Raw genomic sequence first — 16,629 nt, 5'->3', positions numbered from 1 at the left:
AAACCTAGCAAATTATTTACATAGATTATCCATCCAATGAAACAACTCATCTAAATCATAATCACCACTATGCGGTTTATCCCAAGGCATAGCAAAATCTACTGTATAGCCTTTATTTTGCAATAACATTGAAAGCATTAATGGAATAGCGAAGCCAGTATCTCTGTCTTTTGCTCCATGCCTTATTCGCCAATTTTTTGCAACTTTTGCGTTACTATTTCCAATATAATGCATAGGATTCATCATATTAATCTGAAGCTTATCTGCTATTTGTGGATTGATCTCTTTGCTGTGTGTAAATGAATAGTTTGTAAAGTGTCTGCTATTTACTGTCTCATTTCCAAATAAATTATTTTCAAATGAACTGCTAGTTAAAGCGTCAAAAGCTGGGGGCGTTTTCATTCGTCCGATATACTGCATATAACCATCAAAGTCCACAAACATTACTTTATTATGCACAATATTTAGAAAAGAATAATGGGTAAGATCACTGCCAGAATCAACTGCTTTTTGAGCCGACTTTACTATAAATGCTTTTACTATTTCTTTAAAATTTCCATTTCCATTTGAATCTAAAGTCAATAAATCGCCATTAACATTTTTTAAAGAGAGTTGATTCAGATATGGTGGAAACATTTTTTTTAAATCTTGAGATACACCCAACTCCTCATTATTTAAATCCCCTTTTTTACCTCTAAAGTCAAATGTATGTATATTACTTAGTTGCCATTCATACGCCATATCAGCATTTTCAAGATTAATTATTGGACAATAGGCAGAAACAGCAAAAATGTCGTCTGAGGCATTTGCTGCTCCTAATGCTGTTAAATAGGGCCCAAAATCAGGATGATTGCCAGATGCGCCTAACAAAGAAGAAATTGCACCACCTGCACTTGTTCCATTTGAAATAATTTTATTGGCATCGCCTGGCATTATTTGATCGTTGAATTTCAAATACCTAATAGCGGCTTTTAAATCTACAATGGCAGCTGGAGCTTTCCCGATATTATGTCCATCCAAATCTTTAGTTAATCTTCCCCTAGCGCCTGCAGAAGCAACAATATATCCTTTTGACAAAGCATATAAAACAGTTCTATTATTCATTGAATTAGGGGTTGACTGTTCTGTAACCATAAATTTTGCAGGATCAGCAGACATATAGCCGCCAATATGATTGGGGAAAAATATAGGAGCTGTGTTGGTATTAAATCCATTGATAGATTCACCCACAAAATATTCCTCTGGGATATAAATATTTATGACTTGTTTATTAGAATCAACAGGGTGCTTAACATAAATTATTTTTTCATAGGCTCTAACTTTTATCAATTTCCCTTGATATGTTTGACTTTGAGAGACATATTTTGAAGATACAAATTTCAATGAATTATCATTTGAAGAGAATTGTATTTTTGAAACCTCAGAAAATGAGAGACTTACGTTCAATAACATTAAAATTAATAACGTAATTAAGATTGTTCTATTCATATAAATTAGTATTAAATAAAATTTAATTATTTATTCTTTTGACTCAATCAACCATACAAGGAGTCCACCTATAATAGTAGGTATTGAAAATAATATAAAATTATATTTCATTGAAAGGCCAACACTAACTAATGCGCCCCCAACCATAGGTCCTATTATTGCACCAATCCTACCAATGCCTACAGCACCTCCTATCCCTGTTGCACGAATTTTCGTTGGATAAAGTTTAGCTGCTAAACTATAAATACCAACAAAACCGCCTTGTATTCCAAAACCAATAAAACAAAACATTACTAATACAATATCGGAACCCACAAAAAAACCAAACATTAACATTAATAATCCTGTTGAAAATAAAAAGATGGCAATTATTTTCTGTAAACCGAACTTAGTTGAAAAATATCCTTGAGATATAATACCGAAAAATGCCCCAAGATTAAAAATTGTTCCTGCATATATCGCCAACTTTTCAGAAAGTCCAGCTACAGAAGCCAATTTTGGAATCCAGGTGGTTAAAAAATATAATGTAGCGAATGCTAAAAAAATAGAAACCCAAAGCATGATAGTAGATTTACGATGATCTACACTAAGTAATTCATTTATTGAAAAATGAGCATTAGGTTGCCTATTTAACTTAAAATCATTCGATTCTTTCAACAGAAAATAAACAATTGGAAAAAATAAAAAGGAAAAAGCACCAGATATTTGAAAAATAGATTGCCATCCAAATTTAGGAATTAAATACGCCGCAACAAGCCCAGAAATTACAGCGCCAATTGGGTATCCAGCCATAACAAAACTTACCCAAAAATCTTTTTTTTTCACTGGGGCAGATTCTGATGTTAAAGTTGCTGTACAAGCCAACATCCCTCCTATACCTATTCCACTCACAATACGCATAATGGCTAACATTTCAATTGAAGTTGCCCAAGATGTTGCAAAAACACTTAATCCCATTATCAGATTACATAATAATACTATATTTCTGCGTCCAAATTTATCAGCTCTAGGCGCAACAAATATTGCGCCTAGAGCCATACCTAAAAGAGCAGAACTAAATACAATACCTAATGATTGTGGAGAAATGAGCCACTGTTTTGATATACCAGGGGCAGCATATGAAATAACCATTACATCAGTACCATCTAGTATATTCATAAGAAAACAAATGATGATCACACTTAAATATGCATATTTCTTCATTGTTAAACTTTTCTGTTATTTAATGGTAAATGCTATTATAATTACTGTCAAAAATATAATCTTATCTCTTGATAAATGGTAAACATTTTGTACTTTTAAGGATACAAATCGAACATTCTGTCTAATGATTCTAAAAAAAGGGCCCATTTTAAATTATAAAGGTCTTTACGGAGATGATGAAGGTAACTATTCATCCGAGTATATATTTCTAGAATTAATTGCAACTAGAAGTCAAAATTTCAATTGGGTGATTAAACCTCACATACATACACATCTTTTTCAAATTTTTTTTATTTGTAAAGGATCTGTTGAATTCATTAATAATGGTTTAACTCCAAAAATTAAAGCGCCTTGCATTTTTGTAATTCCTCCTACCTTAATGCATGGATTTGCATACTCAAAAGATATAGAGGGATATATTTTAAGCATTTCTGAAAGTGTAGTAAATGATATTTTTAAAACATCATTGTTAATTGATAATTTTCATCAAATTTATGTGGTTAAAAAATTCTATGATAATGACTCTTTCGAAGAGATTCTTCAATATATAACTAAGATTGAAAGAGAGCTATTAAGTAATTTTTTTGAAAGGATGACAATGATCAAAGCAATATTGTCTTCTCTTTTTGTGACGATTTTTCGCCTTTGTGATATCGAAACTCAAAAAAATGTAAATGCAAATAATTATCAATATTTTAAAAGATTTAGTCAATTAATTAAACATTCCAACCAAAAAAAAACGGTTTCTAGCTGTGCAAACGAACTCAATATTTCAACAGTTCATTTAAATAGAATTTGTAAATCAGCAGTTGGAAAACCTGCTTCTGAAATCATTGATGAATATATTATAATAGAAGCTCAGAAATATTTATTACATACAACAAACTCTATTTCTGAAATTGCATATAAATTACATTTTGAGTATGCTAATTATTTTTCTAGGAAGTTTAAAAAACACACAGGTATAACACCGGAAGCATATCGCAAGCTAGACAGAAGCTAATGAAAAAAATGACCTCACATTCAAAGAAAAATTCACGTTGTTATAAATGAGTTAGTAAGAATATCCGTGTGGATTGTAGAGATTAGAATACAGTTCCATAATCAAAGTGTGACCTTTTTTAGAAAACTAATAATGTTGCAGCCAAATTAATAATGATACAATAAAATTTATAACCAAGTAAAAACCAAAATAGCAAGGGATTACAACATATTATACGACAGAGAATATGATAATTTACCCAATAAAAAAGCCCCTAAGAGGGGCTATGTAGCGAAATCGGGATTTGAACCCGAGACCTCAGGGTTATGAATCCTGTGCTCTAACCAACTGAGCTATCTCGCCAATTTGGGGTGCAAATATAGGAGTATTCGTGAAAATACAAGTAGTTATTTCTAAAATTAAACCACCCATTTACCACATAAAAAAGTAGCAGCCGATATTCTCAACTACTACTTTTTAGTTTTTACAATGCGATATTAGTATTTTAGTAATTTGTCTATTCGTTGTATTACTTTATCAACTGTAGGTAACATTGCCGCTTCTAAATGCATATTCATTGGCACAGCGGGTAGGTTTAACGCCCCTACTACTTCTACTTTTGCGTCTAAGAAATAGTAACAATTGTTAGAAATTCTTAATGACAAAGCTTCGGCAAATGAATTGTTCTGCTGTTCTTCGCTCAGTACAATTACTTTACCATGCTTGCTTGATGCTTCAAATATTAATGCTTCATCTAATGGATATAAAGAACGTAAATCAATAATTTCTATTTGGCCTGGAAACTTTTTAGCGGCGGCTTTTGCCCAATACACACCCATACCATAGGTAATAATACAAATACTAGCCCCTTTTTTCACTTTATCCGTTTCGGCCGCAAGCACCACATTTCCTTTACCTAAAGGCAATATATAATCTCTGGATGGCTCTATACTTTTAGCATCGTCTGTACCCGCTACCTTACTCCAATACAAGCCTTTATGTTCTAATACCACTACTGGGTTAGGATCGTAAAAAGCAGCTTTCATGATACCTTTCATATCTGCAGCATTAGATGGATAAGCCACTTTAATGCCTTTTACAGATAATAAAGTACTTTCTATACTACCACTATGATATGGACCACCACCATTGTAAGCACCTACAGGCACTCGCAATACCATACCTACAGGAAACTTGCCATTAGTTAAATAACTAGATTTTGATATTTCACTTACCAACTGGTTGAACGCTGGATAGATATAATCGCCATACTGCACTTGCACAATTGGTTTTACACCCATGGCAGATAACCCCACTGTTGAACCTACAATGTAGGCTTCCTGCACTGGCATATTAAATACCCTACTATCGCCAAAGCGCTCTGCCAGATTTGCTGTTTCTCTATATACGCCACCCAATCTTCTACCCACATCTTGACCATACAGAATAGCTTCTTCGTGGTCTTCCATTATTTCTTCAATGGCATGAAGCGCCGCTTCTACCATCATTACTTTTTCACCAATTTTAGGGCTTCTATCGCCTTTTTCATCTGTAATAGTAGTTGGAGCAAATACATGATCTTCCACCGTTTTTACATCAGGCTCTGCCGCAGCTATCGCTTTTTGAAAGCTTTCTGCTACAATGCGTTGTGCATCTGCTTCGGCATTATTGATCTCATGTTCATCATAGCCAGAACCATTGAGCAACAAACGCATTTTTGGTAATGGATCATATAAACCATGTTTTAGTAAATCTTCTCTATCTCTGTAAAATTCTTTTCTTACACCATTGGTATGATGACCAAGTAATGGCACTTTCGCATGCACTAAAACTGGTTTACGTTCTAATCTTGCATGCCCAATAGCTTGTTGCATGGTTTCGTAACTGCGTAGAAAGTCGCTACCATCACATTGTAATCTTTTTAAACCTTTAAATCCTGCAGTATATTCGTAAGCATCGCTTGCCCTGGTTTCATCTGCACTAGCACTTATTGACCATTGATTATCTTGTACCAAATAAACGATTGGCAACTTTTTCAAAACCGCATACGAAATTGCTTCACTTACTTCGCCTTCTGTTACACTACCATCACCTAAAGAACACACTACCACAGGGCTTTCGCCATCAGCACCTTTCTTTAATAAAGCAGAATGGCTATTTTCTAAAAACTGAATGCCTTGTGCCAAACCCGTCGTAGGAATGGCCTGAATACCAGCAGCAGTACTTTGGTGGATAATGGATGGTCTTATACCATCTTTATTACTTGGGTGACAATAATATGAGCGGCCAGCAGAGAAAATATCATCTTTTTTTGCTAATAATTGCAACATTAATTCTTCAGCGGTAAAGCCTAATGATAGTAACATACTATCATCTCTGTAGTAAGGGCTTACCCAATCGCACTGCAGTAATTGCATGCCAGTGGCTATTTGAATGGCTTCGTGACCACGAGAAGTACTATGCTCGTATTTGCAAACTTGTTGGTTTGCTTCAAACGTGTCACTCATAGCTTTCGCCGTGACCATTAGCTTGTACGCCTCCAGAAGTGTGTCTCGGTTTAACATGTGTAATACGTTTTGCTTTCTGATAGGGGGGGTATTCGGGTTATTTTATCAATAATTCAAACATTTTCTTGTCTTCTATAAAACCTTCTAATATATCGCCAACTACACATTCACCTACACCCGAGGGTGTGCCTGTGAAAATAGCGTCGCCAATATTTAACGAGAAATAGTTAGAAATATGACTGATAATGTCATTAAACGAGAAAATCATGTCTTTAGTATCTCCTTGCTGTACAAGAGCACCATTTTTTTTCAACGAGAAGCGAATAGACTTGCGCATCATCTCGGGTGTAACCTCTATCCAAGGTGCAATTACAGCAGAATTATCCCATGCTTTGGCTTTTTCCCAAGGTAATCCTTTCTTCTTTAAATCTGCTTGCACATCTCTTGCAGTAAAATCTATACCTACCGAAATAGCATTAAAATATTTTGGTGCTTGCTTATCATGTATGTATTTACCATTTTTACAAATGCGTAAAACAATTTCCACTTCATAATGAAGCTCGTTGGAGAATTCAGGATAATAAAAAGGGGTATTCGATTGCAGCAATGCGCTTTTTGGCTTCATGAAAATTACTGGTTCTTCAGGCACAGCATTTCCCAGCTCTTTTGCATGCTCACTATAATTTCTACCTACACAGAAGATTTTCATGGTTATACGCTTTTAAAATAGTAACTATATAGCAAACTAAACCGTTGCCCAAGGCAACTTGTGTAGATTTTTACTGCTACATAAATTATATTCCAAATGTTATAACTGTGTAAAGGTTGGTTTTATTGTGTAAAGGATAAAGTATTTGCTATGTTCATGGTTTTTTCGATACCAATAGTTGCAAAATTTTCAATAATTTCAGTACATTTCTCAATTTTTTTGATAATCATCGGCTGTTCTTCTTTTAACCATTTGCCCAAAACAAATTCTACTTGCATGCCTTTGGGGAAATTATTACCAATACCAAAACGCAATTTTGGGTATTTATCAGTGCCTAGAGTTAATTGTATATCCCTCAAGCCATTATGGCCTGCATCGCTACCAGACGAGCGAACACGAATTTTATCTATTGGCAGCGCCAAATCATCTACAATAGTTAACGTATTTTCTATCGCAATTTTTTCTTTATCCATCCAATACTTAAACGCCTTGCCACTTAGGTTCATATAAGTGGTAGGTTTTATACAAATGAAAGTTTTGCCTTTCCATTTTACCTCAGCCACATAAGCCAGCCTATCTAGCTTGTACATGCCATTATTTTTTAACACAAAAGCATCTACCACATCAAAGCCAATATTATGACGTGTGTGGTTGTATTCGGCACCTACATTACCTAAACCGATAATTAAAAACTTGTTCATTACTGCAAATGTAATGTGGGCAATTTAGAGTGTAAAGGTTTAGGAACGCTTTGTTGCAAGCTATTAAGTAGGTATTTGCAAATGATAGCGGTACTTTCTTCGACAGACGAATAGCTTGTATTAACGATTAAATGGGCTTGTAGGGGCGCTTCGTATACATCATTCACCCCTGTTAAATTGGCAATTTTTTCTGGATGATTGTTTGGCAAATAGGCTTTACGATACAAGCCTTTGGTATCTCTATCCGTTAAGATTTCTAATTCACATTGTATCCATACTACGTATGCACCTGTATTCTGTACTAACACTTGCCTTGCTGCTTCAAAAGGACTTATAGCGGCAACAATGACAATATCATATAAAGGTGCAATATTTATAGCTACTTCACCCAAACGTCGCAAGTTTTCTATTCTATCGTGCTTGCTAAAACCCAAATCTTTGCACAAGGTTTGCCTGTATACATCACCATCAATTATTTCTACAGATAATTGCACCAAAGCCAACGCCTGCTTTATAGATACTGCCAGCGTTGTTTTACCCGCACCCGATAATCCTGTAAATAAAAAAATAGGCATATAGCTCGGTCGGTTTAATCAATATTTCTAATATCGTTAAAATAACTGTTTTAGTTGCCTTTTAAACTTTTAATAGCTTATCTCGTCTTTAATGAGCCCTATTTCAACTACATTATTTTAAAAAACATACATCATGAAACAACTAGTTAAAGTCGTTTGTAGCCTATTGTTTCTTACAGCAATTGTGTCGCTTTCATCCTATACCAATGAAAATACTGGTTATCGCTCCATAAAATTTCCTTATAAAAAAGCAGGTTTTACACAACGGGAAGCAGCAGCGCATTTACTCAGCCGTTTTACATTTGGTGCTACGCCAGGCCAAATAGATGAAGTGGTAGACGAAGGTGTAGAAAAATGGTTTGCAGAACAACTAGAAGCCAAATTACCTGACGATTCTTTACAACAAAAATTAGCAAGCTATGATGCTTTGCAAATGGATAATAATGCCATCATCAATAAATTTCCACAAGGGGGTATTTTATTGAGATTAGCTGTAAAAGATGGTTTTATAGACAAAGATTCAGTAAACAAGGCCGACAGAAAAGAATACCGTGATAAAATTGCAGAATACATGCGGTTAAAAGGCTATAAGCCACAACAAGAACTGTATCGACAATTGATTAATCAGAAAATATTACGTGCCGCCTACACCAACAACCAATTACAAGAAGTACTTACAAGTTTTTGGTTTAATCATTTTAATGTATCACTTACAAAAAATGAATGTGCCGATTTTGTGTTGGCTTACGAAAGAGATGTGATTCGCCCAAATGTGCTCGGTAAATTTGAAGATTTACTATTAGCTACTGCCAAATCACCAGCCATGTTAAATTATCTTGATAATGCAAAAAGCGTCGCCAATGATAACACCCCAATACCGCCGCGACTTGCAGCTTTTTATGCCAAAATACAAAAAGGTGAACAAATGGGTAACGACTCATTGACCATGCAACAAATGGCAGCGATAGACAAGTTTCAGAAAGCAAAAAAAACACAGGGATTAAACGAAAATTATGCCCGTGAAATCATGGAATTGCATACGCTTGGTGTAGATGGCGGATATACACAAACAGATGTAACCAACGCAGCTAAGGTATTAACAGGCTGGACTATTTATCCAACATTAAACCCTTATGGTGGCGAAGCCGCAAAAAAAGCCTTGGATAGAATTGGTGAAGACAAATTAATACAGCAAGGCTTTGTACACGATGGTGACTTTGCATTTGCAGCTAACAAACATGACAAAACAGAGAAAGTAGTATTGGGTAAAACATTTGTAGCTAATGGCGGCTACGATGAAGGTTTACAATTGATCAAGCTACTTGCACATCACACTTCTACCGCACGCTTTATTAGTAAAAAATTGGCTGTTCGTTTTGTAAACGACAACCCGCCAACAAGCTTAATTGATAAAATGTCTAAAACATTTTTAAACTCAGATGGCGATATTAAAAAAGTTTTAATTACGATGGTATCATCACCAGAATTTTGGAGCAAAGACGCTTTGAGAGAAAAAACAAAATCACCTTTTGAACTAGCTATTAGTGCTGTTCGTGGTTTAAATGCAACCATATCACAGCCTTATCAAATTTATAATTGGGTAAGTAAAATGGGTGAGCGCATGTATTACTACCAAGCACCTACTGGTTTTCCTGATAAAGGCGAATACTGGATAAATACGGGTTCGCTATTAAACCGTATGAACTTTGGTTTGGCGCTTGCTAGCCAACGCATACCTGGCGTTACTTTTAATTTGGCTTCCCTAAATAATAACCACGAACCAGAAAGTGCAGAAGCTGCGCTAAGCATTTATAGTAAATTATTAATGCCTGAAAGAGATGTTACACAAACGATTAAGCGCTTAACGCCTTTAATCAACGACCCTGATATTCATACCAAAATAGCTAATGCAGCTAGTACGTCGCCTGTGCCACAAGCTGCTACTACAGACAATGCTATGATGGGCGATAATATGATGGCAAATACAGATATAGCATCGAGAGATCAAAAAACATTGAAAGAAAATCCTGGTAAGAAAACAGCTCCAGAGATACCACTACAAAGGTTAATGGCTGTTGCTGGTAATAACTCAATGTTATCTCAGGTTACAGGTATTATTATCGGTTCACCAGAATTTCAAAGAAAATAAAGTTCATTAACCATAAGAGTATCTAGAATTTTGAGTATGCAGATGCTTCATATGTGGTACAATTATAAATCTCAAATTATCAATTATGTCATCAAGAAGAGGCTTTTTAAAATCGGGTGCTTTAGCATTGTTTGCTACTGGAATTGGTGGGGTACCAACATTTATTGCTCGTGCCGCTAACAACGATAAAATATTATCACCCTATAAAAGAAAAAAAATTCTTGTATGCATCTTCCAACGTGGTGCTATGGACGGTTTAATGGCAGTTACGCCATTTACCGACACCTATTTAAAAGCTGCAAGGCCTACTCTATTTATGTCAGCAGCTAAAGAATCTTCTAGTAATCCACTAATAGATTTGGACGGTCGTTTTGGTCTGCATCCTGCCATGAAAAGCTTTGAACCTTTGTTTAGAGAAAAACGCCTGGCAATCGTGCATGCAGTTGGCTCGCCAAACAATACGCGCTCTCACTTTGATGCACAAGACTTTATGGAAGCGGGAACGCCGTTTAACAAAGGCACTGCAAGCGGCTGGTTAAATAGAGCGGTAGGCTTGCTAGGCCACGAAGCGGCTTCACCTTTTCAGGCAGTGAGCATCACATCATCTTTACCAAGGTCTTTATATGGCGATAATCCTGCAGTAGCTATTAGTAACTTACAAGACTTTGCTATACAGATGCGCGGCAATCCTATAGCTACCAATTTCGCTGCAAAAAGCTTTGAAGATTTGTACGACCAAACCTCTTCTAGTTTGCTGAATAAAACTGGTAAAGAAAGTTTTGATGCAGTAAAAATGTTACAAAAAGCAGATACCAAAAATTACAAGCCGGCTAATGGAGTGATGTATCCTGCTACAGGTTTAGGCAATTCGCTCAAACAAATGGCACAACTGATAAAAATGGATGTAGGACTTGAAGTGGCATTTACAGAATGTGGTGGCTGGGATACACATTATAACCAAGGGGTAGACACAGGTGTTTTTGCAAGAAATGTGAGCGATTTAAGCGATTGCATTACTGCTTTTTGGAAAGATATTGAAGCCTATCAAGATGATGTAGATGTGATGACGATGACCGAATTTGGGCGTACTGTAAAGCAAAATGGCACAGGCGGTACAGACCATGGTAGAGGTAGTTGCATGTTTATTTTGGGGAATGATGTAAAAGGTGGTAAAGTGCATGGCAATATGCCAATACTTAGCCAAGAAAACTTAGAAGATGGTAGAGACGTACCCGTAACTACCGACTTTAGAAGTGTGTTTAGCGAAGTAGCTGATAAACATTTAAAATTAAACAATGACAAGTTATTGTTTCCAGAATGGGATGGCAATAAAATTGGTGTAATGAATGCATAAGCTTTAAACGGAGAATTTTCTAGCTATGCAAATAATGCTTCGCAATTGCGAGGCATTATTTGTTTAAAACACCTACTAAGTCAATATTTTGCACTAAATCTCACTTTTAATATATTCAAAACCTACCCACATCATTTATTCATTCATTTTTAAATAAGCAAGTAGTAATTTTATTGCTGATTATCTTCATATGGAACAATACCTCTTTATACTTGCTGCTTTAGTTGTGGGCGTTGTTATTGGTAGGCTCATAAAAACCGTAACAACTGGCGCTCGCATAGCCATTCAAACCAATACCATTGCGCAATTACAACAGCAACTACAAGAACAGCAACAACTGAGTGCTACACTGGCTGCCCAAATTACACAACAACAAAACGATGCAACTACTTTTAAAACGCTATATCAAACAAGTAGTCAAGCATTGAACGAATTGAAATTAGAAAAAATACAGCTAAGCAATGACTTGTTACGACTAAAAGCAGCGCAAGCACAGGATGCAGCAGTATTGCGGGCAGAACAAGAGAAACTACTTATGCTTCGGCAAGATTATGAAGGGATGAAGACGGCACAATTGGCACAATTTGAAACCTTAGCTAATACCATTATGGAAAAGAAAACACAACAGTTTTCTACCCAAAATGGCGAGCAAATGAAACACTTACTTGAGCCATTGAAAACACAGTTGGTAGATTTTAAACAAAAAGTAGAACAAACCTACGATGCCGAGAGTAAAGAGCGCTTTGCCTTAGGCAAACACATAGAACGCTTGATGGATATGAGCCGCCTAGTGAGCCAAGAAGCCAATAATTTAACCACTGCCTTAAAAGGGAATGTAAAGCAACAAGGCAACTGGGGCGAAATGATTTTAGAAAGTATTCTGGAACACAGTGGGCTGACTAAAAACAGAGAATATTTTACACAAGATTTTATAAAAGACACAGCAGGCAATATTATTAAAGATGAGCAAGGACGCGGTTTACAGCCAGATGTAACTATTTGTTACCCTGACCAACGAAAAATTATTGTAGATAGCAAAGTATCGTTATTGGCATGGGAAGCTTATATCGCTGCAAACGATGTGGCTAGTCAGCAGCAGCATTTACAGGACCATATCAAATCTATAAGACAACATATAGACGGACTTGCAAAAAAAGACTATCCACGCTACGCAAAAGCGCTTGATTATGTGTTGCTATTTATACCAATAGAACCTGCTTTTTTAGAAGCGGTGAAGCAGGACAATGGCTTATGGAAATACGCTTATGATAAAAAAATTATGTTGGTAAGCCCTACCAATTTGTTGGCTGTCCTTAAAATAATCGCCGACCTATGGAAAGTGGAATTGCAGAATAGAAATGCCATTGATATTGCAGATAAAGCAGGTTTACTATACAACAAGTTTGTAAGCTTTGTAGAGAATTTAGAAGATGTAGGTAAAAAAATTACCGCTGCGCAACAAAGCTACGACGATGCATTTAAGCAATTGAGTACCGGTCGTGGCAACTTGGTAAGCAAGGTAGAAGAACTGAAAAAGATGGGGGCTAATGCACAAAAAAATCTACCAGACAGATTATTAATGGAATTAAAAATAGATGAAACATAAAATAGGCTAAGTAGCCCGAATAACTACTTAGCCTATGCCTAATAAGAGATGCTGTGTACAATTAAGTATTGGAATTATACAATCAAAAGGATGATGGTAAGCACAACGCCTGCTAATGTAAAATAAAGTCCTTTCTTAAAGATGGTCGTTTTAGGCATAAACATCCAAAAAGAAGATATTACAAAAAAGAGTAGTGATAGCCCAAAGAACACATTTAAAAAGAACAAGGGATTTTTGGTACTTGCCTTATGCAAATTGGTAAGTTTTTGTACAAAATATGGCAACTCCTTAGTGCTATATTGAGCGATACCAGAGGTTTTACTATAAGTACCTTGTTTGAAAGTAATGGTAGCACTATCTTCTTTATCGGCCTTTAATTCTCTCATTTTCAATTCCTTACCTAGCGATTCTACTGTTAAGTTTGGCTTTAAATGCTTTTCTACTTGTTTGGTACGTTTTAAAAAGTCGGTATCTCTAAATATTAATACAATACCACTTAGTGCATAAACCGCCATGATACCTGCTAGAAAAAAGCCTAAGTATCGGTGGTAAATTCTCATTGTTTGGTGCATGTTTTTGCTACTCATGTTTAATTAGTTCTAGATGGGGTAATGTTACAAAGTAAATATTGAACGTTTTTGGTTGTCTACAAAATGTGAAAGATAATTTTCGGTAAACATTAGTTTTGAATAGGTAATAGTTCAAAAAATACACTCATGGCTTTCGCGGTTTTAGGCATAAAGTATTGTACAAAGTACCCCATTGGTTATTGTTGTTATTATTTGGCTTACCTGTTGTTGTTAATAATGCATCTTGGTCATTTTCATCATATTTCCAAAGCCAAGCACATACAGACATACCTCTAGTATAAATAGAATCTAAAAAGCTAGCTGGCGGCATTAAAACCCCTGCATTCATGGGGGCTGTTTCGCCAAAAATAACTGGTATATTCTGCTGCTGCAATTGCTGTAATCTGCTACCAATAGCGGTATTTGACGCTAATAACCATTTTTCGTAGGCATGAATATCAAACAGAATATCGGCGTAATACGTCTCTAAAATTTGACCTTTGGTCAATAATACAGATTCGTCTTGTCCTTGTTCAGCACAGGGTACTACTACAATATTATTGTTGCCCGTATTTCTGATAATACCTACTAATTCGTTCATATGTGTTAGCCAAATATCATCCGTGTAGCCATCGGTGCGGTCGTATCTATAAGGTTCATTCCAAACTTCTAGCCATACATCCGGCTGGTTTTTAAAATACAAAGCCCATTGCGCTAGCGTCTGTTTGTAGGCTGTCCACCAAGAAGTGTTCGATGGCCATTTACCAGTAAAATCTGTGTTGGCAGTAGTATCCCATTTAAAAGGGCATAAAATGGTAACTTGATGATTGAGCCTATTGCTATCAACAATGGTTTGTAATGCGTACAAATACGTATTGGCAGCGTCTTTTATTACGCCGCCACTAATGGGCGTTTCTTTTACATTACCGATAAATTCTCTTACAATATCTATCTGCCAGCTACGCATATCGCTACTACCTGCACCAAAAACATGTAAAGCATTACAGCCTATTAATTGTGCAGGTTTATCTTGATAGTAGATAGCTTTACCAACAATATGATAGCTATTACTATTAGCCACATTACTACCATCGCTACCCTTTTTACAAGCGAATAGAAGAATACTAATTAGTAGGCACATGATGGCTTTCATATGGGCAAGGCATTAGGCAAGCAATAGTAAATATAATATTAGCTACAACTAGCCATCATCTAAAAATAGTTTACAAGGTACTCACCATTTCTATTTCTTCTTCCTCTACCATTTCTTTGGTAGTATTATTGGTTATCCGCTTGCTACCAAAAGTGTACAACGTTGCGGCCGATAAAGTACAGAAAGCCATAATGCCTGTCATGGGTAGCGATGTCCCGTTTTGAAATACACTTACTAAGGCAGACATAAGCGCGCCGATACTCATTTGCAAAAAGCCCATTAACGCCGATGCACTACCTGCATTATGCCCAAAGGGTGCCATAGACAATGCCGATGCATTAGGAAAAATACAACCTTGGCAACCTAAAAACGCAAATATTAATGCAATGGTTATATACAACTCTTGTATGTTCAATACTGATAAAACGACCAATATGATTCCAATGGTACTTTGTATGTAAATACCACAGCGCATCACTTGCTCAGATTTATATTTTTTAAGTAATAAACTATTAAACTGGCTTGCCCCAATTAGCCCTGCAGCAATAATGGCAAATATCCACCCATAATGCTTTTCACTTACCTTAAACAATACCATAAATACATAAGGCGAGCCGCTGATGTAAGCATATAAAGCTGCCGCTGTTAGCGAACCTGTAAGGGTGTAAATGATAAATTGTGGATTTTTGATGATGGTAGCAAAACTGTTGAAAATAGCGGCGGGCTTTAGCGAAAAACTGGTATCGGGTTGTTTGCTTTCGGGTAATAGAAAATATACCCCAGCCAATATAATGCTGATAATGGTAATCAATACCCCAAAAATATAACGCCAGCCCAAATAAGCAGTTAGATATCCGCCCAAAGTAGGCGCAACAATAGGCGATACTGCGATAACCAACATGAGTGTTGAAAAGACTTTGGCATTGTCTTTCACATCAAATAAATCTCTTACCATAGCACGAGAAGCCACCATACCTACACAGCCGCCTAAGGCTTGAAACAACCTGTACACAATCAACCCATTTACTGACAAGGTAGTGGCGCAAGCCAATGAAGCAATGGCATAAATAGTTAAGCCGACGTATAAAGGCTTTTTTCTACCGAAGCGCTCTAGCAATGGGCCATAAATTAGTTGCCCAACCGAAATACCAATGAAAAAAGAGGATAGCGACAGCATAACCGACGATACTGATGTGTTCAAGGTTTTGGCAATATCGGGAAAAGCAGGTAAGTACATATCTATCGAAAAAGGCCCAATAGCTGCTAAAAGGCCAAGAATTAATATCAGGTGTAACTTATTTTGTCCGCTTTGTTTGGTGCTCATATGTCTATTTATCTTTTACAAAAAACCAATTTGATGTTGCAAAGGAACAAGAATAAAGCTTGAGAAGATGGGGTGTTAGGGAAAATGTTTGGCAAGCGGTTATTGGTGATAGGTCATTGGTCATTGGTGGGTAGTAATGTTTATTGGTCATCGTTAGTACAAAGCCTACCGATATAGGCGTCGCACACCGCGGCTACAGTGGGTAATTGGGCTTTTATTGCAGCGTAGGTATTTCACGCAACGAAGCAAAGAACACAAAGGACGCAGCGCTTTTCGATGTCATGCTGAGGAGCGAAGCACCTAATCGAA

13 protein-coding genes and 1 tRNA gene are annotated in these 16,629 nt (G+C 36.3%); 4 read left to right on the top strand and 10 right to left on the bottom strand.

Annotated features, from left to right (window positions below; translation table 11 throughout):
- Positions 1-12: 12 nt before the first annotated feature.
- A complete protein-coding gene (locus ACFOW1_RS05555; RefSeq protein WP_379012757.1) occupies positions 13-1,488 on the bottom strand; it encodes a subtype B tannase in 1,476 nt (491 codons plus the stop codon).
- A gap of 30 nt (positions 1,489-1,518) precedes the next feature.
- Positions 1,519-2,691 (bottom strand): MFS transporter, encoded by a 1,173-nt coding sequence (locus ACFOW1_RS05550; RefSeq protein WP_379012755.1) that lies wholly within the window; start codon positions 2,689-2,691, stop codon positions 1,519-1,521.
- Positions 2,692-2,815: 124 nt separating this feature from the next.
- On the opposite strand from ACFOW1_RS05550, the gene ACFOW1_RS05545 reads away from it, so the two are divergent.
- Entirely contained in the window at positions 2,816-3,694 is an 879-nt protein-coding gene (locus ACFOW1_RS05545) for a helix-turn-helix domain-containing protein (protein WP_379012753.1), read from the top strand.
- A 268-nt stretch (positions 3,695-3,962) separates the two neighbouring features.
- On the opposite strand, the gene ACFOW1_RS05540 is transcribed toward ACFOW1_RS05545, so the two are convergent.
- The 5 genes from ACFOW1_RS05540 to cysC all read right to left on the bottom strand — a co-directional run bounded on the left by ACFOW1_RS05540 (position 3,963) and on the right by cysC (position 8,165).
- Positions 3,963-4,036 (bottom strand) — tRNA-Met (locus ACFOW1_RS05540).
- A 134-nt stretch (positions 4,037-4,170) separates the two neighbouring features.
- Entirely contained in the window at positions 4,171-6,237 is a 2,067-nt protein-coding gene (locus ACFOW1_RS05535; protein ID WP_379012752.1) for an alpha-ketoacid dehydrogenase subunit alpha/beta, read from the bottom strand.
- Between the two features lie 40 nt (positions 6,238-6,277).
- Positions 6,278-6,889, bottom strand: coding sequence for a fumarylacetoacetate hydrolase family protein (locus ACFOW1_RS05530; RefSeq protein ID WP_379012751.1), 612 nt, complete (start codon positions 6,887-6,889; stop codon positions 6,278-6,280).
- Between the two features lie 122 nt (positions 6,890-7,011).
- Complete coding sequence (gene pth / locus ACFOW1_RS05525) at positions 7,012-7,590, bottom strand: aminoacyl-tRNA hydrolase (RefSeq protein WP_379012750.1); 579 nt, start codon at positions 7,588-7,590, stop codon at positions 7,012-7,014.
- Positions 7,590-8,165, bottom strand: a complete 576-nt coding sequence (cysC, locus tag ACFOW1_RS05520) for an adenylyl-sulfate kinase (RefSeq protein ID WP_379012748.1) — start codon at positions 8,163-8,165, stop codon at positions 7,590-7,592. Before cysC ends, pth begins: the two co-directional genes overlap by 1 nt.
- A 133-nt stretch (positions 8,166-8,298) precedes the next feature.
- On the opposite strand from cysC, the gene ACFOW1_RS05515 reads away from it, so the two are divergent.
- The 3 genes from ACFOW1_RS05515 (at position 8,299) to ACFOW1_RS05505 (ending at position 13,274) form a co-directional block, all read left to right on the top strand.
- The gene (locus tag ACFOW1_RS05515) at positions 8,299-10,314 is read left to right on the top strand and encodes a DUF1800 domain-containing protein (protein WP_379012747.1); all 2,016 of its coding nucleotides are present in this window, start codon (positions 8,299-8,301) and stop codon (positions 10,312-10,314) included.
- Between the two features lie 85 nt (positions 10,315-10,399).
- On the top strand, positions 10,400-11,668 hold the full coding sequence (locus ACFOW1_RS05510; RefSeq protein WP_379012745.1) for a DUF1501 domain-containing protein: 1,269 nt from the start codon (positions 10,400-10,402) through the stop codon (positions 11,666-11,668).
- Positions 11,669-11,858: 190 nt separating this feature from the next.
- Positions 11,859-13,274 (top strand): DNA recombination protein RmuC, encoded by a 1,416-nt coding sequence (locus ACFOW1_RS05505; RefSeq protein WP_379012744.1) that lies wholly within the window; start codon positions 11,859-11,861, stop codon positions 13,272-13,274.
- A gap of 74 nt (positions 13,275-13,348) precedes the next feature.
- On the opposite strand, the gene ACFOW1_RS05500 is transcribed toward ACFOW1_RS05505, so the two are convergent.
- From ACFOW1_RS05500 to ACFOW1_RS05490, 3 genes are all read right to left on the bottom strand, one after another.
- Positions 13,349-13,861, bottom strand: a complete 513-nt coding sequence (locus ACFOW1_RS05500; RefSeq protein WP_379012742.1) for a hypothetical protein — start codon at positions 13,859-13,861, stop codon at positions 13,349-13,351.
- Between the two features lie 127 nt (positions 13,862-13,988).
- On the bottom strand, positions 13,989-14,984 hold the full coding sequence (locus ACFOW1_RS05495; protein WP_379012740.1) for a cellulase family glycosylhydrolase: 996 nt from the start codon (positions 14,982-14,984) through the stop codon (positions 13,989-13,991).
- Between the two features lie 82 nt (positions 14,985-15,066).
- Positions 15,067-16,320 carry a multidrug effflux MFS transporter gene (locus ACFOW1_RS05490; RefSeq protein ID WP_379012739.1) on the bottom strand — a complete coding sequence of 418 codons (1,254 nt, stop codon included), beginning with the start codon at positions 16,318-16,320 and terminating at the stop codon, positions 15,067-15,069.
- Between the last annotated feature and the right edge of the window lie 309 nt (positions 16,321-16,629).

This window comes from Parasediminibacterium paludis (assembly GCF_042651445.1).
Lineage (GTDB): Bacteria > Bacteroidota > Bacteroidia > Chitinophagales > Chitinophagaceae > Parasediminibacterium > Parasediminibacterium paludis.
This window is presented reverse-complemented; position numbering and strand designations above follow the sequence as displayed.